Origin of the sequence: Solwaraspora sp. WMMD406 (assembly GCF_029626025.1) — a bacterium.
Classification (GTDB): Bacteria; Actinomycetota; Actinomycetes; order Mycobacteriales; family Micromonosporaceae; genus Micromonospora_E.
Genome location: NZ_JARUBF010000001.1, coordinates 1,623,814 through 1,645,313 on the forward strand (window position 1 = coordinate 1,623,814; position 21,500 = coordinate 1,645,313).

The window sequence follows — 21,500 nt, forward strand, 5'->3', positions numbered from 1 at the left end:
CCATCGTGGCACGTTGCCGCCGCGACGCCACGACAGGGCGGATGATCGTCTGAAATGTCGTAGCCGAGCGGGTACCGGACGATCAGGCCCCGGTGGCGGTCCCCCAACGGTGGGGCCGGGATGAAATATTGGTCACATGAGAGCCCGTGTGCTGGTTGTCGACGACGATCCCGCCTTGGCGGAAATGATGGGTATCGTGCTGCGCAGTGAGGGCTTCCTGCCGTCGTTCGTCGCCGATGGGGAGCGGGCGTTGGCCGCGTTCCGCGAAAACCGTCCCGACATCGTGCTGCTCGACCTGATGCTGCCTGGAATGAGCGGGATCGACGTGTGTCGGGCGATCCGCTCCGAATCCGGCATCCCGATCGTGATGCTCACGGCGAAGAGCGACACGGTCGACGTGGTCCTCGGGTTGGAGTCCGGCGCCGACGACTACGTGGTGAAGCCGTTCAAACCCAAGGAGTTGGTGGCCCGGATGCGGGCCCGGCTACGTCGCGGCGAGGACGTGGCACCGGAACTGCTCACCATCGGCCCATCCGGCAACCAGATCACCATTGACGTGCCGGCGCACACCGTGAGCCGGGACGGCGACGAGGTCAAGTTGACCCCGCTGGAGTTCGACCTGCTGGTGGCCCTGGCCCGCAAACCGCGTCAGGTCTTCACCCGTGAAGTGCTGCTGGAGCAGGTCTGGGGTTATCGGCACGCGGCCGACACCCGCCTGGTCAACGTGCACGTACAGCGGCTGCGCGCCAAGATCGAACCGGATCCGGAGCGACCCGAAATCATCCTCACCGTTCGGGGCGTGGGATACAAGGCGGGTACCGGCTAGCCTGGATCGCACTGTGGCTGCCCAGGTCCGTACCATTTCCGCCCTGCTCACCCGCACCGGAGCCGCGCTGCGCCCGGTGCGGGAGCCGCTGCTGGCCCGAGGCCGGATGCTGGTCGCGGTGAGCCGGCGGACCTGGCGTCGCTCGCTGCAGCTGCGGGTGGTCACCATCACCCTGGTCGCCTCCAGCGTGCTGGTCGGCGGGTTCGCCTACATGGTGGCGACCCAGAGCACCAACATCCTGCTAGACCGGGCCAGCGAAGACGTCCAGCGGCGGCTGACCCACGGACGCGACTACGCCGCCGAACAGATGAGCATCCATCCGCAGTACTTCGACCCACAGATCCGGGTGACCTTCGAACAGACGGTGACCAATCTGGCCGGCGGCGACCCGGACCAGTTGGGCGGGGTGGTGGTCGTGATGACGGCCACCAGCTTCCCGCTCATCCAGCCGACCACCTCGCCGGCGGTCGATGTCGCCCACATGATCAGCCCGGAACTGGCCGAACAGGTCGGATCCGGGGCGCAGGCGTCCCAGATCCGCACCGGTGACCTCGGCGAAGGCCGGCGCAAGTACCTGGTCTACGGATCACCGGTGCCGACCAAGTTTGGTCAGGTCGAGCTCTACTACCTGGCCCCGCTGACCACCCAGGACCAGGCGGCCAACCAGATCCGGGCCACCGTACTGGCGACCGGGTTGGCGCTGGTCATGCTGCTCGGTCTGCTGGCCGCCCTGGTCACCCGGCTGGTGGTCACGCCGGTGCGGGTCGCCGCCCGGACCGCCCAACGGCTCTCCGCCGGGCTACTCGACCAGCGGATGGTGGTCGACGGTGAGGACGACCTGGCCATGCTGGCGTCGTCGTTCAACCAGATGGCCACCAACCTGCAGCGGCAGATCACCCGGCTGGAGGAGATGTCCCGGCTGCAACGGCGGTTCACCTCCGACGTGTCCCACGAGCTGCGGACCCCGCTGACCACCGTACGGATGGCCGCCGACCTGCTGTTCGCCGAGCGCGAGGCGTTCGATCCCGCCGCCGCCCGCAGCGCCGAACTGTTGCAGACCGAACTCGACCGCTTCGAGAGCCTGCTGACCGACCTGCTGGAGATCAGCCGCTTCGACGCCGGCTTCGCGGTGCTCGACGCGGAGCCGACCGACCTGGTGCCGGTGGTACGGCGTGTCGTCGACCGGCTGGACGGACTGGCCGACCGGCTCGGGGTGCGGATCGACCTGCGGCTGCCGCCGACACCGGTGATCGCGGAGGTGGATCCGCGCCGCGTCGAACGAGTGCTGCGCAACCTGCTCGGCAACGCGGTCGAGCACGGTGAGGGCCGGCCCGTGGTGGTCACCCTCGGCATGGACGACTCGGCGATCGCGGTCACCGTACGGGATCACGGAATGGGTCTGCGGGCTGGTGAGGAGAAATTGGTGTTCAACCGGTTCTGGCGGGCCGATCCGTCGCGGGCCCGGCAGACCGGCGGGACCGGCCTGGGCCTGTCGATCAGCCTGGAGGACGCCAGGTTGCACGGTGGCTGGCTGGAGGCATGGGGGGAACCCGGCCAGGGCGCGCAGTTCCGGCTCACGGTGCCGGCCCGTGCCGGCGATCGGCTGGCGTCCTCGCCGCTGCGGCTGGTGCCCGATGACGTTCGGACGGCCGGCCAGAACGACGACGCTCGGACGTCGGGCCAGCCGGTCGACGGTCTCGCGACGAGCGGTGTGGCCGTGGTCGACGGCGTGGCCTCGGGCGGTGCGGCCTCGGGCGGTGCGGCCTCGGGCGGTGCGGCCTCGGGCGGTGCGGCCTCGGGCGGTGCGGCCGAGACCGGTGACCGGCCGGCGGCCGGCTCGACGCGGTCCACCGCTAGGCCCGTCGTCGTGGTGCGGCCCGTCGGGCAGCCCGCTGTGCGCATGCCGCAGCAGGCCGGGACGACGGACCGGGGTCCCGAGTCGACCGGCGCCGAGCCGGCGGGTCCCGCGCAGACCGGTGCCGGACCGGTCGACGGTGGCAGCCCGGTGGAGGTGGCCCGGTGAGCGCCAACCGTCGCCGGTGGCGCGGGGCCGTGCTGCCGGCGCTGCTCGGCGTCCTGCTGGCCGCCGGCTGCGGCATCCCCGATGACACCGACGTACGGGTGGACGGTCAGGGTCCCGCGCCCGGCCTGCCGACCGGTGGCCAAGGAGCCCAGACCCCGGCGTCGCGACTCGACGAGCGCAACAACACCGAAGCGTTCGTGCTCAACTTCCTGCAGGCACCGGCGGTCGAGGCCGAGCGCGCGGTCGAGCAGGTCCGGGACTTCGTGGCACCGCTGAACCGGGCCGACGTCAAGGATCCCAATCCCGAGGTCGTGCTGACCGTGATCCGGTTGCGGGAACGTCCCCGGATCACCCGGACCGAAGCCGGCGTGGACGAGGTGTCGATCAACGTCCAGCAGGTCGGCCAGTTACGACCGAACGGGGCGCTGGAGCCGCTTCCGGCCCAGGAGCCGGAGTTCACCGAATACACCTTCCGGGTCGGCTCCGTCGTCGGCGAATCGGGCAAGTTCATCCTGAACCCGCCGCCGGTCCTGCTGCTCAGCGAGAACGCGCTGCGGACCTTCTACTGGCAACGGACCATCTACTTCTGGGACACCAGCCAGCGGGCCCTCGTGCCCGATCTGCGATACCTGCCGGTCGCCGTACCGGTGGAGCGGCAGCGGACGGTTCTGCTCGAAGCCCTGATCAGCGGGCCGTCCAACTGGATCGCGCCAGCGGTGCAGGCGCTACCCAGTGGCACCCGGTCGGCCGGAAACGTGCCGGACACCGGTGACCGGCTCAAGGTGAGCCTGACCGCGGAAGCGACGCCCGGCAACGATCCGGATCAGCTCGACCGGCTCGCCGCCCAGCTGATGTGGTCCCTGCGGCCGGACTTCGGCAACGACTTCGAGTTGACCATCCAGGGCCAGAGTCCGAAGGTCTACCGAGGTGCCGACCTGTTGGCCATGAACAGCACCCAGGCGCTGCCGGAGACCCCCGAGCGGTTCGTCATCCACCAGGGCCAGGTCCGTCGGCTGCGCAGCTCGGCCCGCTCCGGCGAACCCATTCCGGTGCTCACCGCCGAGGTCAACCAGAACGTGGTCAGCGCCGGGTTCACCCGCGCCGGTGGCAGCACGTTCGCCGCACTGGCCGTCCAGGCCGTCGACGGCCAACGGCTGGTGATCGGGTCCGCCACCGCGGCCGGCACCCACTTCGAGCAGGGCGACCGTTCGTTCGCCTCGATCGGCCGCCCGGTGTGGCTCAAGGCGCCCGCCGACGTGGGACTGATCGTCGCCGACGGTGCCCTGTACTCGTTCGAGGTCAACTCCAGGGCGGTCACCCAGGTCGCCCTGCCGGGAATCGAGGGCGAGGTGCAGTCGGTGGGCGTGGCCCCGGACGGTCACCGGATCGCCCTGGTCGTGGCGGGCGAGCTGTACGTCGCGGCGCTCAGCCGGGGAACGCACGTCGAGGTCCTGCCGCCCCGGCGGATACCCACCTCGCTGCTGGACGTCACCCAGGTCGACTGGGTGGCCGAGACGCTGCTGGTGGCGGCCGGCACCAACCCGGACGGACGGGTCACGCTCTACGACATCACGGTCGACGGGGCGATCGAGACCAGTTCGCCCCGGGATCTCGGCGGAGCGAGCGTGACCCATCTGGCGGGTTATCCCGCCAACCCGATCAGCGGGAGTTCGGTCGGGGTCCGGATGTACGTGGCCAACGGCATTCCGTACGACCTGTTCGAGCCGAGTGAGCAGATCCGCCTGGAGGAGGTCGAGGGGATCGACCCGAGCGCCACCCCGGATCCGGTCACGGTGGTCGATTCCGCCAACGGCCTGTCCGCGCCGTTCTTCCTCTACTGACACCGACCTGGTGACGTCGTGTCGGTGCCGATCGGGACCAGCAGTGCTGGGTGACTCCTGGGCGGCACTGGCCGACCTGGTGCTGCCGGCCGATTGCGCGGGCTGCCGATCGCCGGGCGGGCGGCTGCGGTACGGGGTGTGCGAGAGCTGTGTGGCCACCGTACGGCGGCTGCGCCCGCATCCCGTACGGCCGGTTCCGGCCCCGGCCGGTCTGCCACCGTGCGTGGCCCTGGGTCCGTACGACGGGGTGCTGCGCGAGTTGCTGTTGGCGTACAAGGAAAAGGGCCGCCACCAGTTGGCCCGCCCGCTGGGCCGGTTGTTGGGGGAGGCGGTGGCGGCCGCCACTGACCCCCGGGCGCCGTTGACGCTGGTGCCGGTCCCGACGACGGCGGCGGCGGCGCGGGCCCGGCACGGCGATCATCTTGCTCGATTGACGCGGCACGCGGTCCGTCGGCTTCGTTTTCTCGGCCGCGAGGTAGGCGTCGCCCGGCCGGTGGGGGTGCGGTCCAGACCGGACTCGGCCGGCTTGGACAGCGCGTCCCGGTTGGCCGCCGCGCGGACGAGTTACCACTCCCGGCGGGTCGGGCTTGACTTCGGCGGGATTCATGATCCGCGACGGTGCGTGATCGTCGTCGACGACATCGTCACCACGGGGGCGACACTGGCCACGGTCAATCGGCTTCTCACTGCGGCGGGTACGCCCGCGTATGCCGCTGTCATGATCGCTGCGACACGCCTTCGTCACCAGAAGTAGTCGGTGACCAAGGTCCTTTATCGGGGTTTGTACCTGATGTGGGAATCCTCGCAGACCGGTCTTGCCGGAACTGGTGACGCGCCGCGATCTACGGGTTAGCGTGTGCGTATCGGGGGTATGACCGGTGGCTAAACGCCACCGCCAACGCCAAGGCGACCCGGAGGGAGGTGCGAAACCCCGCCCGACCGGTCGACGCCGAGCGATTTCACCGGCAGGCCGGTCCCGCATTTCTCGAGTGGCATTCGATTGTATGGATCGTGTCGATCGTCAGGGAGGTCACGCGTGGACATCGTGGTGAAAGGCCGTAACGTCGAGGTGCCGGATCACTACCGGGAACATGTAGCCGAGAAGCTGGCCAAGGTCGAACGGTACGACCACAAGCTGATGCGCGTAGACGTCGAGTTGTTTCACGAGCGCAACCCCCGCCAGTCGGACCACTGCCAGCGGGTGGAACTGACCTGCGTCTCCCGTGGTCCGGTGATCCGGGCGGAGGCATGCGCCAAGGACTTCTACAGTGCGCTGGACGCCGCCATCAGCAAGCTCGACACCCGGTTGCGCCGGGCCGCCGATCGCCGCCGGGTCCACCGGGGCCGGCACGCCCCGCTCTCGGTCGCCGAGGCGACCGCCGGCCTGCCGACCGCCGGCCTGGACGGCTTCGATCCGTTGCCGCCGGCCCGACCGGCGGACGAGGGCTCGGCGTCGGTGGCGGTTCTCGACCGTACGGAGCAGGATCTGGCCTACGACGAGCCGGACGACCAGCCGTGGCACATCGTGCGGGAGAAGGAGCACCCGGGCGAGCCGATGACGGTGGACGACGCGCTGTTCCAGATGGAACTGGTCGGGCACGACTTCTACCTGTTCATGGACAAGGAGTCGGGCCGGCCGAGCGTGGTTTACCGCCGCAAGGGATACGACTACGGCATCCTTTCGCTGGCCGAACCCACCACATCCACCACCAGCTGACCTGATCACGGCTCCCGCCGATCGCCGCTGGTCTCGTTCCACGTCTCGGACCAGCGGCGGTCGGCGGATCTGTCGTCAGCCGACCGGAAGGTCAGCCGGCAGGTCAGCCGGCAGCAGCGCGTACTGCAGGTCGTCGAGGCGGATGCCGTCCGGTCCGGGCAGCCGGGCACGCATGAGGCCCTCGCGGCGAAAGCCGGCCTTCTCCAGCACCCGTTGCGAGCCGAGGTTGTCGGGCAGGGTGCCGGCGATCAGCCGCTCGATCCCGGTGGCGGCGAACACCCACCGGGCGAGTAACCGGATCGCGCGCACCGGGTAGCCCCGGCGACGCCATTCGGGCAGCATCGAGTAGCCGATCATCGCCTGACCAAGCTCCGGCTCCTGGTAGTACAGCCCCAGCCGGCCGGTCGCGGTGCCGGTGGCCGCGTCGGCGATCACCAGATCGGCGCGGTCGCCCAGGAGCCACTTGCCCGGGGACAGAGCGCACCGGGACGCGATCGAGTCCCGGGTCGGGACGACCGCCGGTACGGACGTGGCGACCACGTCCGGCAGCGTCTGCAGCCGGTAGGCGAAGTCGGTGTCGTCCGCGTCGAGCGGGCGGAGCGCGACGGTGCCGTCGGTCAGCCTGCCGCCCGGCAGATCCGGCAGCGTACGCGGGGTGGGGCCGGGTGGGTCACCGGCCAGCCTGGCCCACACCAGCAGATCGTCGCGCTCCGGCGGGCGCGTCGGTTCCGGTCGCGCCCCGTCGACGGGCTGTCCGGCGGGCGTCGGCTGTGCCGCCGTACCAGCTGGTCGCGACGCCGCTCCGCGCCGGACGCCCTCGGCGCGAAAGCCGGCGGCCAGCGCCACCCGCTGGCTCGCGGCGTTGGCGCCGTCGGTGAGCAGCTCGACCCGTTCGAAGCCGTTGCCCAGCGCGTACCGGGTGGCGGCGATGGTGGCGGCGGTGGCCGCGCCCCGCCCCCGGGCCCGAGGCACCACCCAGTAGCCGACCTCGATCTGACCGCGTTCGGGTACCGGTCGGCTGAGTCCGACGCAGCCGAGGAGTTCGTCGGTGGCCGGGTCGGCGATCGCCCACGCGGCCCCGCCGCCGGCCCAGGCGGAGGTGGAGCCCTCGGTGATCCAGTGCATCGCGTGGATCTCGGTGTAGGGCTGGGGCATTCCCGGTACGAAGCGCCGCGTCAGGGGATCGTTGCAGCCGTCGGCGACGGCGGGGGCGTCGTCGGGCAGGAACATCCGCAGCCGGACGCCGCCTTCGGTGATCTCGACGGGTTCCACCGGCCTATCCTGACCCAGCTTTCGCGCAGGGCATAACGGTAATCGCCCGGTACCGAGGCCGAGATTATCCTATTTGCCGGTATCCTCGGGGTCCGGAAGCTGGCTGCGGCTGCCGTTGCGACTATTGATGCGCCTACGATGGTGGGGCACACCGTCTAGGGGAGCGTTGATCCGTGTCGATACTTGAGAAGGTCCTTCGCGCTGGCGAGGGCCGCATGTTGCGCCGGCTCAAAGCGGTCGCCGCTGCCGTCAACTCGATCGAGGACGACTACGTCGACCTCAGCGACGCGGAGCTGCGCGAGCTCACCGACCACTACCGGCAGCGGTACGCCGACGGCGAGTCGCTCGACGACCTGCTGCCGGAGGCGTTCGCGACGGCCCGGGAGGCCGCGTCGCGGGTCCTCGGTCAACGCCACTACGACGTGCAGATCATGGGTGGCGCGGCCCTGCACTTCGGCAACATCGCCGAGATGAAGACCGGTGAGGGCAAGACCCTCACCTCGGTGCTCCCCGCCTACCTCAACGCGCTGTCCGGCAAGGGTGTGCACATCGTCACGGTCAACGACTACCTGGCCGAGCGGGACGCCGCCTGGATGGGCCGGGTGCACGAGTTCCTCGGTCTCACCGTCGGGGTGATCCTGCCCAACCGGCCCTCGGCCGACCACCGGGCCGCCTACCAGGCCGACATCACCTACGGCACCAACAACGAGTTCGGCTTCGACTACCTGCGCGACAACATGGCTTGGTCCAAGGACGACCTGGTGCAGCGTGGGCACAACTTCGCCATCGTCGACGAGGTCGACTCGATCCTGATCGACGAAGCCCGTACCCCGTTGATCATCTCCGGTCCGGCGGAGCACTCCGCCCGCTGGTACGGCGAGTTCGCGGCGGTCGTCGGCCGGATGCAGCCGGGCAAGGACGGCGAGGGCGACTACGAGATCGACTACGCCAAGCGGACCGTCGCGATCACCGAACGCGGCGTGGCCAAGGTCGAGGACCGGCTCGGCATCGACAACCTGTACGAGTCGGTCAACACCCCGCTGGTCGGTTACCTCAACAACGCGATCAAGGCCAAGGAGCTCTACAAGCGGGACAAGGACTACATCGTCAACGACGGCGAGGTCCTGATCGTCGACGAGTTCACCGGCCGGATCCTGCACGGCCGCCGCTACAACGAGGGCATGCACCAGGCGATCGAGGCGAAGGAAGGCGTCGAGATCAAGCAGGAGAACCAGACGCTCGCCACGATCACCCTGCAGAACTACTTCCGGCTCTACGACAAGCTCTCCGGGATGACCGGCACCGCCCAGACCGAGGCCGGCGAGTTCAACAAGGTCTACAACGTCGGCGTCGTGTCGATCCCCACCCACCGGTCGATGATCCGACTGGACCGGGCCGACGTGATCTACAAGACCGAGAAGGCGAAGTTCAACGCCGTGGTCGAGGACATCGCCGAGCGGCACGCCATCGGCCAGCCGGTGCTGGTCGGCACGGTGTCGGTGGAGAACTCCGAGATCCTCTCCCAGCTGCTGCGCCGCCGGGGCATCCCGCACGCGGTGCTCAACGCCAAGTTCCACGCCAAGGAAGCCGAGATCATCGCCCAGGCCGGCCGTAAGGGCGCGGTCACCGTGGCCACCAACATGGCAGGTCGAGGTACGGACATCCTGCTCGGCGGCAACCCCGAATATCTGGCCGCCACCGCGCTGCGTCAGCGGGGGCTCGACCCGGTCGAGCACGCCGAGGAGTACGCCAAGGCACTCGAAGAGATTATGCCGCAGGTCAAGCAGGCGTGTGACGCGGAGGCCGACGAGGTCAGCGCGGCGGGTGGCCTCTACGTGCTCGGCACCGAGCGGCACGAGTCGCGGCGTATCGACAACCAGTTGCGCGGCCGGTCCGGCCGGCAGGGCGACCCGGGGGAGTCCCGCTTCTACCTGTCGCTGCAGGACGAGTTGATGCGACGGTTCCGGGCCGGGGCGGTCGAGGCGGTGATGGAGCGCTTCAACATCCCCGAGGACGTGCCGATCGAGTCCAAGATGGTGACCCGGCAGATCAAGAACGCCCAGGCCCAGATCGAGGGTCAGAACGCCGAGACCCGAAAGAACGTCCTCAAGTACGACGAGGTGCTCAACAAGCAGCGTCAGGTGATCTACGCCGAGCGGCTGCGGGTGCTCAACGGCGAAGACCTGCACGGCCAGGTCACCACGATGATCGACGACGTGGTCGGTGCCTACGTCGACGGTGCCACCAGTGAGGGATACGCCGAGGACTGGAATTTCGACCAGCTCTGGTCCAGCCTCAAGCTGCTCTATCCGATCGAGATCACCGTCGAGGATCTGACCGAGGAGGCCGGCGGCGAGCGCAGCGGCGTGGACGCCGACTTCCTGCGGATCCGGCTGCTGGAGGACGCGCACGCCGCGTACGAGCGCCGGGAGGAGGAACTCGGCTCCGAGGCGCTGCGGCAGTTGGAGCGGATGGTCCTGCTGCAGGTGATCGACCGCAAGTGGCGCGAGCACCTGTACGAGATGGACTACCTCCAGGAAGGCGTGGGTCTGCGGGCGTACGCGCAGCGGGACCCGCTGGTGGAATACCAGCGGGAAGGCTTCGCGATGTTCGCCACCATGATGGACGGCATCAAGGAGGAGACCGTCCGTTTCCTGTTCAACGTGGAAGTCCAGGTGCAGCAGGAGCCCGCACCGGCCGGGGCGGGGACCGGCGGCGAGCCGGGCACCCGGCTGGCGGTGCCGGACGGCAGCGCCGCGCCGGTGCAGGTCCGGGCCAAGGGCTTCGGCCCCACGCCCCGACCGCAGGGGCTCCGCTACGTCTCGCCGACGATCGACGGCGCGGCCGGTGCGGACGGCGGAGTCCAGGTGCAGCAGGCCCCGGCGCTGGGCGTCGGCGGCGGTCAGCAACCGGCCGGTCGGTCCGGCGGTGGATCCGGGGCGCAAGGTCGACCGGCCGCGGCCGGACGGCCGGCGGCCGGACCTCCGGTGCCGGTCGCGAACGGACGACGGCCCGCTCCGGGTCAGGCGGTGAGCAGCAACGGCCCGTCGCGTAACGCGCCGTGCCCGTGTGGATCCGGCAAGAAGTACAAGCGTTGTCACGGTGCTCCCGGAGTCGGTGGGTCTGCCTGAGAGTGCCGCCGGGCCCGTACCGGGCCCGCCGTTGAAATCGGTGAGTCCGCCGGGCGTCGGCCCGGCGGACTTCACACCACCTGTACCGCCGTGCCGAGCCAGGCTCCGGCGCGGCGTTCCAGGCGGAACGCGAAGGCCCAACTGTGGCTGGCGGTGCCCAGCACCGCCGCTGTCTCCACGACGTCGGTGACCGGTTCGCAGACCCGTAACTGCCGGACCCGGACCAGGTCGGCGGTACGGTCGCGCCCGCTGGTAGACGTCGTTCGTCGTTGGTGGGGGTTGGGCTGCTGGCCCCGGCTGGGCTGTGGACCCCGGACGGATCGCGGCCCCTGGCCGGGCTGTGGCCCTCGGCCCGGGCGGGCGCTCGACGTGATGGTCCCCGGTGGTCGGCTGATGCCCCGGGCGCGCTCCACCCCGACGGTCAACTCCGCGCAGATCAGGTGGGCCTCGGCGGGCCGGGAGAGTCGCCGGGCGTGGCCCACCGGCCGGAATCCGTTGATGATCTCCACACAGGCGGCCAGGAATCGGTGTGCCGCCCGGCGGGCCTCCGGTGACGCGCCGGCCAGCGCGTCGGGCGGCATGGGCCGACCGGTCGGCGCCGACGGGTCGCGGTGGTGGTCGACCCGGCCGGCCGGCCGGGAGCCGGACAGGTCGAGGACCAGCTGGATCCCGAGGTCGGTGCCGAACTGAGCGGACTCGTCGGTGAACGGCGGGTCGAGGGGCGGGGCGGCCCGCAGCCGGATCGGTGGCCGTCGGAGCTGGGTCGGGACAGTCATCCGTACCTCCTCCTGATGTGCCTCTGGTTTTTGATCTTGCGTTTGCCTTCGTTTGCCTTCGACAGGACTATATGAAGGCAGTGTGACACCCACCGTCAATGCCTGTGGCTGACGGTCTTCGGACAATCGATGAATCGAGAGCTGCCGGTGGCCCGGCTTCCCGGCCTACTCCGGCTCGCGCTCCACCAGCGGGTTGCTCTGCACCCACTCGGCGGTTTCGGCGTATTTGCGCTGGATGTACTCCTCCAGCTGGGCACGTTCCACCCGCCACTGACCCCGTCCGCCGATCTTGATCGCGGGCAACTCGCCACTGCGGACCATGTGGTAGACCTGCGAGTCGGATACGTTGAGTTCGGTGGCGACGTCGGACAACTGCAGGAACCTCGGCTCCACGGTGACTCCCGGCTCGTCTACGTCGGTCGGTTCAGTGTGCCATCGCGGCCCGAGCGGACCTGCCGGCGGCGTACATTGCATCAGCGACGAACATCGTGGGGGCGAGCGTGCCGAACGACCAGATCCGGGTGTACGTACCGGCCACCCTGCCGGCGGTCGCCGCCCTGCGCGACGCCGGTCAGCTCATCGCAGACACCGCGCACGCCGTCACCCCCGCGCTGCGCGAGTGGTACGTGGAAGGCGACGAGGAGGAGCTGGAGTACGTCGCCTTCACCCGCGCCGCCCAGGACGCCCTACGCCTGCTCCGGCAGGACCCCGCCGCGCCCCGTCGTCGCGTCGTCGTCTCCGTCGACCTGGCACCCGAGGCGGTCAAGCGGTCCGTCGGAGAACTCGGCTCCAGCACCGTCCAACTGGTCGGGCCGATCGCGTTCGACACGGTCGCGGCGGTCCACGTCGACGGCACCGAAGCGCTCGACGACGTGGCCGCCGCGGTGGCCGCGGTGGAAGAGGCCGTGGCCGGTGACCCGGACGCCCAGTTCATCGTGGACGGGGCCGAGGACCACGAACTGGAGTGGTACGACGTCTCCGAGGTGGAATTGCTGTTCTGACTGGCCACACCCGGCATCCCGCCCGGACCGCAACCGGACTCCCGCCGGTCACGACGGCTCAGCCCATGTGCGGATACCGGTGATCGGTCGGCGGGACGAACGTCTCCTTGATGGTGCGGGGCGAGGTCCACCGCAGCAGGTTGTGCCAGGAACCGGCCTTGTCGTTGGTGCCGCTGGCGCGGGCCCCGCCGAACGGCTGCTGGCCGACCACCGCACCGGTCGGCTTGTCGTTGACGTAGAAGTTGCCGGCGGCGTAGCGAAGCGCCTCCCCGGCCCGGTCGATAACCCGCCGATCCGTCGCGAAGACCGATCCGGTCAACGCGTACGGGGCGACCGACTCAGCCTGCGCCAGCACGTCCCAGAACTCCTCGTCGTCGAAGACCCGGACCGCCAGGATCGGCCCGAAGTACTCGGTGGTGAAGACCTCGTGCCCCGGGTCGGTGCAGAGCACCACGGTCGGCCGGACGAACCAGCCGGTGCTGTCGTCGACCGTACCGCCGACCAACACCTGACAGGCCGGGTCGTTCTTGATCCGGTCCAGCGCGGCGGCGTGCCGCGCGAACGCCCGATCGTCGATCACCGCGCCGCCGAAGTTGGCGAAGTCGGTCACGTCGCCGTAGCGCAGGGAATCGACCGTGGCGACCAACCGGTCGCGCAGCCCGCCCGACCACAACGACTTCGGCAGGTACGCGCGGGACGCCGCCGAACACTTCTGGCCCTGATACTCGAAGGCGCCCCGGACCAGCGCGGTGTGCAGCGCGTCCGGATCGGCGCTCGGGTGGGCGACGACGAAGTCCTTGCCGCCGGTCTCGCCGACCAGGCGCGGGTACGACCGGTAGCGGTCGACGTTGTTCCCGACCGTACGCCACAGGTGCTGGAACACCCGGGTGGAGCCGGTGAAGTGGATGCCGGCCAGGTCCCGGTCGGCGAGCGCCACCTCCGACACCGCCACGCCGTCGCCGGTGACCATGTTGATCACACCAGGAGGCAGCCCCGCCGCCTCGAACAGCCGCATGGTGAAATACGCCGCGAACTGCTGGGTCGGGGACGGTTTCCACACCACGGTGTTGCCCATCAACGCCGGGGCGGACGGCAGGTTGCCGGCGATCGCGGTGAAGTTGAACGGGGTGATCGCGTAGACGAAGCCTTCCAGCGGCCGGTGGTCGAACCGGTTCCAGACCCCGGGCGCGGACTCGGGCTGCTCGGCGAGCACCCGATGGCCGAAGTGCACGTTGAAGCGGAGGAAGTCGATCAGCTCGCAGGCGGCGTCAATTTCCGCCTGGTAGACGGTCTTCGACTGGCCGAGCATCGTGGCCGCGTTGAGGGTGTCCCGCCAGGGGCCGGCGAGCAGGTCGGCGGCGCGCAGGAAGACCGCGGCCCGCTCGGCGTACGGCAGGTCACGCCAGCCGGGCGCCGCCTGCTTGGCCGCCGCGACGGCCGCTTCGGCGTCGGCCGGCTCCGCGTTCGCGGTCACCCCGAGTACGTGCCGGTGTCGGTGTGGCATGACCACGTCGATCGATGCTCCGGCCGCCCTTCGCTGCCGGCCGCCGATGGTCATCGGCAGCTCGATCCGGGTGGCGGCCAGTTCGTCGAGGCGGCGACGCAACGCCGACCGTTCGGCACTGCCGGGGACGTAGTCCCGGATCGGTTCGTTGCGGGGGGTCGGGGTAACGGGCACGGCGTCCATCACAGGCTCCTGGCGTGATCTCGACAACGTCGGCGAAACCGGACCGGTCGGAGCGCCCGGTAGGGCGGCCACGGCGACCGGGTCCGGCTCCCATCGTCGCACGGCCGGCAGCCGGACAGGCCGGTCCGCGTACCCTGGTCGGGCGTGCCGGTGGCCGACCGACGCCGTACCGACGCGCACCCTGCCCGACCGACGACGAGCCCGACGTGTCCGACCGACGACGAGCCCGACGTGTCCGACCGACGACAAGGAGGCGACGGCGATGAGCAGCCAGCCTGCCGGCGGTACTCCCGTTGCCAGTCCGCGCCCCGAACCTGACACCGAACCCGCCACGGCCAAGCCCGGCGCGGAAGGCGCGGAGGGCACAGCCGGCGCGGAAGGCGCGGAGGGCACGGCCGAGTCGGAAGGCGCGGCCGAGCCGACCGTACGAGCGGCGTCGCCGGCCGGTTCCGTCGGGGGCGCGATCGTGCTCGCCGTACTCAGCTACGTGTGGTTGGGGCTGTTGGTCTTCTCGGCGTTGGCCACCCTGGGCGCTCCGGGCGACGGAGTGCTCGGAATCACCGAGACCGCGTACGGCCTGCCAGCGGTGATCTTCGCCGCGTTGATCGCGGGTGCCGGCCTGGCCCAGGCCGTACGCCGCGCGGCCGACCGCTGGCTCGGCTCGGCACCGGTCGCCCGCTTCGCCGCCATGCTCGGTTGTGGTGCGTCGACCGGGGCCGGGGCCGCTGCGGTCGTCGTGCTGGGCGACGGCCGGGGCGGGTCAGCGGTCGCGATCCTCGGATGGGTGCTGTTCACCGGAGCCACCGTGGGCGGCTCGATCGTCGGGGTCCATCGCCGCGCCGGGCTGTTGACCGGGGCGACCGTCGCCGCCGCGCTGACCGTTTCCGTGCTGACCACCGCCCGAGAGTTGCTGAAGGGGCCGCTGCTGGACCTGTTCGGTGCCGGCGACACTCCGGCTTCGGTGTTGGCCGCGCAGTCCCGCGTCACCTGGATCACTGCCCTGTTGGCCGGTGTCGCCGCCGGCGTGGTGGCGTTCGGCTACCTGCACGTGGCGCTCCGCCGCGCCCGGCAGACGTTGCTCTGGCCGGCGTATCTGCTCGCCGGTGCGGGCACTGGAATCATGCTGCTGGTCAGCGAGTTGGTGACCCGGATCGGCGGCGCGCAGCTGTTGAACCTGGCGCGGTCGTTCAGCGAGAGCGACGACGCCTTCCAGACCATGGCGAACGCGGCCCGGATCAACTCCGCGTTGGTGATCCTGTTCGCTGGCGCTTTCACGGCCCTGATCTGCCTCGGTCGGGCCCTTCCCGCCCGGACCGCAGCGGACTGAGCGGTCGGCCGAACCAACCGATCCGTTCATCTGACCGGCTCAGGGCCTTCCCGGCCCGCTCCCGGGTTCGTGCCAGGCCGCTGCCGGTCGCCGCTGCCGTCGGCTGCCGCCGCCTACCGTCACCGACGTGGGTGGGCAGGACATGCGTAAGCAGCCATTGGCCGGACGGTACCGGCTCGGCACCGAGATCGCTCGTGGCGCGATCGGGTCGGTCTGGCGTGGCGAGGACCTGAGCGACGGCAGTCAGGTGGCGGTGAAGCTGCTGCGCCCAGAAGCAGCCGAGCAGTCAGATCTGGTGGCGGGCTTCCACGCCGAGGCGACGATCCTGTCCCGGCTCGACCATCCCAACGTGATCCGACTCCGCGCGCGGGTGACGGCCGGCGATCGGCAGGCGTTGGTACTCGATCTGATCGAGGGAACGGACCTTCGGCACCGAATCCGGCGGGACGGCCCACTGCCGGCCGCCGTGGCGCTCGACGTCGCCGCGCAGGTCGCCGACGCGCTGGCCTACCTGCACGACCTGGGGATCGCGCACGGCGACGTCAAACCGGCCAACCTGCTTGTCCCGGCGGACGGCGGCCAGGTGCGTCTGATCGACTTCGGTGCAGCTCGGACCAGTGCGGACTCCGATCTGCCTCGGCCGACGTTGGCCACGCCGGAGTACGTGGCGCCAGAGGTGGTCGGCGGCGGGCGACCGGCGGGGCCGGCCGACGTCTACGCCCTGGGCATCGTGCTGTTCGAGTTGCTGTGTGGACGCAGTCCCTACCGTGGCGGGTCAGCCAGCGACGTGCTCGCCCGACACGGGCACTGTGTCCCGGTGCCGCCGCCCGGTCTTCCGCCGATGGTGTGGTCGGTGTTCGAGCGTTGTCTGGCGGTGGCCGCCGATGATCGGCCCGACGCCCGGTCGTTGGCCGCCCGGCTGCGCGGTCTGGAAGCGGCGTTGGACGGCTTCCCGGCCCTGCCGCCCCTGAGCGCCGACGCGGTGACCTGGTGGTCGCGTGGTGGCGTCGGTGGCGCTGCTGGTGCGGGCTCCGGCGCCACAGGCAGCGCGCGGGTCAGCTGGCAACCGTTGCTCGCCCACCCCGTGTCGCCAGCGGCCGGTGCGGCCGGTGCGGCCGGTCGTCTGGTCACCCTCCCCGCTGTTGGTTCGGCGTCCGGTGTCGATCTCGCGTCTGGTGCCGATCCCACGTCCGGCGTCGACTCCGCCGGGCTGGTCGGCCTCGCCGCGTCGCCGGCGACGTTCGGGACTGGACCGTTGCCGGTGTCGACCGTGCCATCGGTGCGATCGGGACCGTCGCCATCGGCCGCACCAGCCGCCGCTGTGTCCCGATCTGGATCCGGGGACCCGTCGTCGGCTGCCGCGTCCGAACCGGCCCGGTCCGGATCGTCGACAGCGGCGTCGATAGCGGCGTCGTCCTTGGCGTCGTCAGCGGCGTCGGCGGAGACACCGCTGAGGGCGGCCGATGGGCGGTCGGGGCCGCGAGTCGTGCCGCGAGTCGTGCCGCGGAGCGGGCCGCGACAGCGGTCGATGCTGCGGGCCGGCGGTGTGGCCGGCGCGGTCGCCACGCTGGCAGCGGTCGTGACAGGACTCACGTTGGCCGCCGGGCAGCCACTCGCGCCACCGGCCGGCGGTACGCCGGGCGGACGGCCTGTCGTCGGTGTGCCGCCAGCGGGATCAGCGTCACCAGCCGATGCGGTGGCGGACGGCTCACGTCCGGCGGGATCGGCACCGGACGGCTCGACGCGGTCCGACCCGGTGCCGGCCACCAGTCTGGAACCATCGCCTGGTGGTGCCTCTGATCAGGCAAATCATCCGTCCGGTCCAGAAGACTCAGCCGGATCGGCCGGGTCTCCTGTGGCCGTTTTGCCATCGACGAACGCCGAATCAGCGCGTGGCCCGGCCCTTCCGGCTCACCCGGACGGCGCTTTGGCGCCGGGGATCGGCGATCCGATCCCTCGGTGGCCGGTGTCGGATGTCGGATAGTAGGACAGTAGGGACTAGTAGAATGAAGCGGACTTCATGCTTCAAATTTCGGCAATACTCCCGCCAACTCGGGGATTCGCCCTGGTAGCGTGTCGTTTGCGTTCTTCGTGCCCGGATGGTAAATATTGATGTTCCCCACAAGACTGTCGTCCACAGACAGTGCACTTTAGAACACTGTTGGTCGCGGATCGTGCCAAATCCTGGACGTACGCGCGACAAAGTGGCAGCGTAGAGGGCATGGCGGATCTACGAATCAATCCCACTGCGGCGGCCCTCCTGGGCCTGCTCCATGAAGGACCCATGACAGGCGGCCAACTGATGGCCGCGGCCGAGCGCCGGCTCGGCGCCTACTGGTCGATGACCCGTAGCCAGGTGTACCGGGAACTGCCGGTGCTGGCCGAACAAGGACTGGTCCGGCTCGGGAAACCAGGGCCGCGGTCCAGCCAGCCGTACGCGATCACCGCAGCCGGCAAACGGGCCTTTCTCAAGTGGCTGTCCGAGGCCCCCGGGCGCGACTCGGTGCGCAACCCGATCGCGTTGCGGGTGGCGTTCGGCGAGCACCACACCGGAGACCAGCTCAAGACCGTGTACGCGGAGGCGAGCGAGCATCACACCGAGGCGCTCGCCGCAGCCCGCGAACAGGCACGCGAAGCGAAGAAGAACGGCGACACCTTCGGGGCGGCCGCTCTGGAGTTCGCCGTCGCCTACCACAAGGCGGCGCTCTCCTGGCTCAAGACGGCCCCGGTGGGCTGACCGCGAGCCAGGTCGCCGGTGGTCACGACGTATTCTTGTCGGTTGTGACCAGTGCCGACTACGCTGACCAGCTTAAAGATCTTGACGCTACGCTCCGCCGGATCGAGGCGGTCATCGACATCGATCGACTGCACCGGGACCAGGCCGAGCTGGAGGAGGCCGCATCCGCCCCTGACCTGTGGAACGACCAGACGCGGGCGCAGGAGGTCACCTCCCGGCTGTCGTACGTCAACTCCGAGATCGGCAAGCTGGCGTCGTTGCGGTCCCGGCTGGACGACGCCGCCCTGTTGCTGGAGATGGCACAGGCCGAGTCCGACGCCGGCGCGGTGGCCGAGGTCGGCACCGAGCTGGCCGGACTGCACAAGGCGATCGAGGAACTGGAGGTTCGCACGCTGCTCTCCGGGGAGTACGACTCCCGGGAGGCGCTGGTGGCCATCCGAGCCGGGGCCGGTGGTGTGGACGCGGCCGACTTCGCCGAGATGCTGATGCGGATGTATCTGCGCTGGGCGGAGCGGCACGGTTACCCCACCGAGGTATACGAAACGTCGTACGCGGAGGAGGCCGGTCTCAAATCGGCCACCTTCACGGTCAAGGCGCCGTACGCGTTCGGCACGCTCAGTGTCGAATCCGGTACCCACCGTCTCGTCCGGATCAGCCCCTTCGACAATCAGGGTCGGCGGCAGACCAGCTTCGCCGGCGTCGAGGTGCTGCCGGTGGTGGAGCAGACCGATCACATCGACATCCCGGAGAACGAGATCCGGGTCGACGTCTACCGGTCGTCCGGTCCGGGTGGGCAGAGCGTCAACACGACCGACTCCGCCGTGCGGCTCACCCACATCCCCACCGGCATCGTCGTCACCTGCCAGAACGAAAAGTCCCAGCTGCAGAACAAGGCGTCGGCGTTGCGGGTGCTGCAGGCCCGGCTGCTGGAGCGCAAACGGCAGGAGGAGCAGGCCAAGATGGCCGGGCTCAAGACCGACGCGGCGGGCTCGTGGGGCGATCAGATGCGGTCGTACGTGCTGCACCCGTACCAGATGGTGAAAGATCTTCGCACCGAGCATGAGACCGGCAATCCGGTCGCGGTCTTCGACGGCGACCTCGACGCCTTCATCGAAGCCGGCATCCGGTGGCGTAAGCAGCGCGAGCTCGAGGAAGAGGTGCGATGAGTGCCGACCTGGCCGACTGTTCGGTCCGGATCGGATACGCGAAGCTCACGCATGATTACTAATCGTGTTTGCCTCTCGTGTACTGGCTGTGACTGACGCCATCATTTCGGGTGGTGTCCGTCCGGTCCGGACGGCTGATTTCTCCGTTCTCGCTGGTGACAGCTGGTGCGAAACCTCGCGCATAACCGACATAGGAGACATCGGCCATCAGGCTGGACTTGGCGTAGCGGTTACACCGCGTAGACTCACCACCCGTGATTGCGCTCGAGCAAGTGACGAAGACGTACCCGAAGGCGTCCCGGCCCTCGCTGGACAACGTGTCGGTCGCGATCGAGAAGGGCGAGTTCGTCTTCTTCATCGGTCCCTCCGGCTCCGGCAAGTCCACGATCATCAAGCTGTTGCTGCACGAAGTGACGCCCAACAAGGGCAAGGTCATCGTGAACAGCAAGGACGTCACGACCATGCGATCCTGGAAGATCCCCAACTTCCGGCGTTCGATCGGCTGTGTCTTCCAGGACTTCCGACTGCTGCCCAACCGCACCGCGTACGAGAACGTGGCGTTCGCCCTCGAGGTGATCGGCAAGACCAAGGCGGTGGCCCGTCGGGTCGTCCCCGAGGTGCTGGAACTGGTCGGCCTCGGCGGCAAGGAACACCGCTACCCGCACGAACTCTCCGGCGGTGAGCAGCAGCGGGTGGCGGTCGCCCGGGCGTTCGTCAACCGGCCGCTGATCCTGCTGGCGGACGAGCCGACCGGAAACCTGGATCCGGACACCTCGATCGAGATCATGCGCCTGCTGGACCGGATCAACCGCACCGGCACGACGGTCGTGATGGTCACGCACGACTCCAACATCGTCAACCAGATGCGCCGCCGCGTCATCGAGATCGAAGCCGGCCGGATCGTCCGCGACCAAGCCCGCGGCGTCTACGGGTAGAGCCGACCGATCCCGGCGCGCGGGCGCGGGTCGGCTTCGGCCCGGACCCGCCCGGCGGGGTCGGGCGACAGTCGGCGTGTGGTGACCAAGAACGACTCTTTGCGGCAGATCCGGAAGGAACCCGATGCGCGCGAAATATGTCCTGTCCGAAGTGATGGTCGGGCTGTGGCGCAACGTGACCATGACCATCGCCATGATCATCACCATGGCGGTGTCGCTCACCATGCTGGGCGCGAGTGGCCTGATGTATCTCCAGGTCAACTCGATGAAGGACTTCTACTACGACCAGATCGAGGTCTCCATCTTCCTGGTCTCGGACGTCTCCGAGGAGCAGCGCAGCAGCCTGCAGAGCTCGCTGGACTCCGATCCGCTGATCTCCAACGTGACCTACGAGTCCAAGGACGAGGCGTACGCCCGCTTCCAGACCCTCTACCAGGACGCGCCGGACCTGGTCAACGCGGTCAAGCCGGAACAGCTACCGGAGTCCTTCCGGATCAAGCTCATCGATCCTGAGGAATACCAGGCGATCTTCGACAAGTACAACGGCACCGAAGGCATCGACGAGATCGTCGACCAGCGACGACTGCTGGACAAGATCTTCAACATCCTCGGCTCGGTGCAGAGCATGGCCCTGATCGCCGCTTCGATCATGGCGATCGCGGCCTTGCTGCTGGTCGGGAACACCATCCAGGTGGCCGCCTACAGCAAGCGGCGCGAGGTGGCCGTCATGAAGCTGGTGGGTGCCTCGAACTGGTTCATCCAGGCGCCGTTCGTGCTGGAGGCCGTCGTCGCCGGGCTGCTCGGTTCATTGATCGGCTTCGGCGCGCTGGTGCTCGGCAAGGTTTTCCTGCTGGACGGATCGCTGCGCGACCTCACCGAGTTGCTCACCCCGATCGAGTGGAGCAGTGTCCTGCTGATGTTTCCGGTGATGGCCGGCGTGGGTGGCCTGGTCAGCGCGATCACCGCCTGGGTGACGCTGCGCTTCTACCTGCGGGTCTGACGGTAACGCCGGGTCGCGCCGACGCGCCCACCGCACCCGAAACAGGTGCCGGTGGGCGCGC

General features: G+C 69.5%; 16 protein-coding genes and 1 pseudogene. 13 read left to right on the forward strand and 4 right to left on the reverse strand.

Annotated elements, in window-relative coordinates; translation table 11 throughout:
* The first annotated feature begins 136 nt into the window (after positions 1 to 136).
* The 5 genes and pseudogenes from mtrA (at position 137) to raiA (ending at position 6,407) form a co-directional block, all read left to right on the forward strand.
* Complete coding sequence (mtrA, locus tag O7632_RS07410; RefSeq protein WP_278112523.1) at positions 137 to 826, forward strand: MtrAB system response regulator MtrA; 690 nt, start codon at positions 137 to 139, stop codon at positions 824 to 826.
* A gap of 106 nt (positions 827 to 932) precedes the next feature.
* Positions 933 to 2,459, forward strand: a pseudogene (mtrB, locus tag O7632_RS07415) (MtrAB system histidine kinase MtrB); the annotation flags it as partial.
* A gap of 386 nt (positions 2,460 to 2,845) precedes the next feature.
* Positions 2,846 to 4,690 carry an LpqB family beta-propeller domain-containing protein gene (locus tag O7632_RS07420; RefSeq protein ID WP_278112524.1) on the forward strand — a complete coding sequence of 615 codons (1,845 nt, stop codon included), beginning with the start codon at positions 2,846 to 2,848 and terminating at the stop codon, positions 4,688 to 4,690.
* A gap of 43 nt (positions 4,691 to 4,733) precedes the next feature.
* Positions 4,734 to 5,444: a ComF family protein gene (locus O7632_RS07425; protein WP_278112526.1), complete on the forward strand. Its 711-nt coding sequence runs from the start codon at positions 4,734 to 4,736 to the stop codon at positions 5,442 to 5,444.
* 282 nt (positions 5,445 to 5,726) lie between these two features.
* Positions 5,727 to 6,407, forward strand: coding sequence for a ribosome-associated translation inhibitor RaiA (gene raiA, locus O7632_RS07430; RefSeq protein WP_278112527.1), 681 nt, complete (start codon positions 5,727 to 5,729; stop codon positions 6,405 to 6,407).
* 75 nt (positions 6,408 to 6,482) lie between these two features.
* Here the strand turns inward: raiA and O7632_RS07435 are convergent, their stop codons facing one another.
* Entirely contained in the window at positions 6,483 to 7,679 is a 1,197-nt protein-coding gene (locus tag O7632_RS07435) for a GNAT family N-acetyltransferase (RefSeq protein ID WP_278112529.1), read from the reverse strand.
* A gap of 173 nt (positions 7,680 to 7,852) precedes the next feature.
* On the opposite strand from O7632_RS07435, the gene secA reads away from it, so the two are divergent.
* The gene (gene secA, locus O7632_RS07440; protein WP_278112531.1) at positions 7,853 to 10,810 is read left to right on the forward strand and encodes a preprotein translocase subunit SecA; all 2,958 of its coding nucleotides are present in this window, start codon (positions 7,853 to 7,855) and stop codon (positions 10,808 to 10,810) included.
* A gap of 71 nt (positions 10,811 to 10,881) precedes the next feature.
* On the opposite strand, the gene O7632_RS07445 is transcribed toward secA, so the two are convergent.
* Positions 10,882 to 11,586 carry an Rv3235 family protein gene (locus O7632_RS07445; RefSeq protein ID WP_278112533.1) on the reverse strand — a complete coding sequence of 235 codons (705 nt, stop codon included), beginning with the start codon at positions 11,584 to 11,586 and terminating at the stop codon, positions 10,882 to 10,884.
* Positions 11,587 to 11,751: 165 nt separating this feature from the next.
* The gene (locus O7632_RS07450; RefSeq protein ID WP_278112535.1) at positions 11,752 to 11,979 is read right to left on the reverse strand and encodes a helix-turn-helix domain-containing protein; all 228 of its coding nucleotides are present in this window, start codon (positions 11,977 to 11,979) and stop codon (positions 11,752 to 11,754) included.
* A gap of 107 nt (positions 11,980 to 12,086) precedes the next feature.
* Between O7632_RS07450 and O7632_RS07455 the strand changes: the two genes are divergently transcribed.
* The gene (locus tag O7632_RS07455; protein WP_278112537.1) at positions 12,087 to 12,587 is read left to right on the forward strand and encodes a hypothetical protein; all 501 of its coding nucleotides are present in this window, start codon (positions 12,087 to 12,089) and stop codon (positions 12,585 to 12,587) included.
* A 58-nt stretch (positions 12,588 to 12,645) separates the two neighbouring features.
* Here O7632_RS07455 and pruA read toward each other — a convergent pair whose 3' ends face one another.
* Positions 12,646 to 14,274, reverse strand: coding sequence for an L-glutamate gamma-semialdehyde dehydrogenase (gene pruA, locus O7632_RS07460; RefSeq protein WP_278112539.1), 1,629 nt, complete (start codon positions 14,272 to 14,274; stop codon positions 12,646 to 12,648).
* A 262-nt stretch (positions 14,275 to 14,536) separates the two neighbouring features.
* Between pruA and O7632_RS07465 the strand changes: the two genes are divergently transcribed.
* The 6 genes from O7632_RS07465 to ftsX all read left to right on the forward strand — a co-directional run bounded on the left by O7632_RS07465 (position 14,537) and on the right by ftsX (position 21,439).
* The gene (locus tag O7632_RS07465) at positions 14,537 to 15,601 is read left to right on the forward strand and encodes a hypothetical protein (protein ID WP_278112541.1); all 1,065 of its coding nucleotides are present in this window, start codon (positions 14,537 to 14,539) and stop codon (positions 15,599 to 15,601) included.
* Between the two features lie 127 nt (positions 15,602 to 15,728).
* Entirely contained in the window at positions 15,729 to 17,585 is a 1,857-nt protein-coding gene (locus O7632_RS07470) for a serine/threonine-protein kinase (RefSeq protein ID WP_278112543.1), read from the forward strand.
* 237 nt (positions 17,586 to 17,822) lie between these two features.
* Positions 17,823 to 18,338, forward strand: coding sequence for a PadR family transcriptional regulator (locus tag O7632_RS07475; RefSeq protein ID WP_278112545.1), 516 nt, complete (start codon positions 17,823 to 17,825; stop codon positions 18,336 to 18,338).
* 44 nt (positions 18,339 to 18,382) lie between these two features.
* Entirely contained in the window at positions 18,383 to 19,504 is a 1,122-nt protein-coding gene (gene prfB, locus O7632_RS07480) for a peptide chain release factor 2 (RefSeq protein WP_278112547.1), read from the forward strand.
* Positions 19,505 to 19,758: 254 nt separating this feature from the next.
* A complete protein-coding gene (gene ftsE, locus O7632_RS07485; protein ID WP_278112549.1) occupies positions 19,759 to 20,439 on the forward strand; it encodes a cell division ATP-binding protein FtsE in 681 nt (226 codons plus the stop codon).
* A gap of 124 nt (positions 20,440 to 20,563) precedes the next feature.
* Complete coding sequence (gene ftsX, locus O7632_RS07490) at positions 20,564 to 21,439, forward strand: permease-like cell division protein FtsX (protein WP_278112551.1); 876 nt, start codon at positions 20,564 to 20,566, stop codon at positions 21,437 to 21,439.
* Positions 21,440 to 21,500 lie beyond the last annotated feature (61 nt).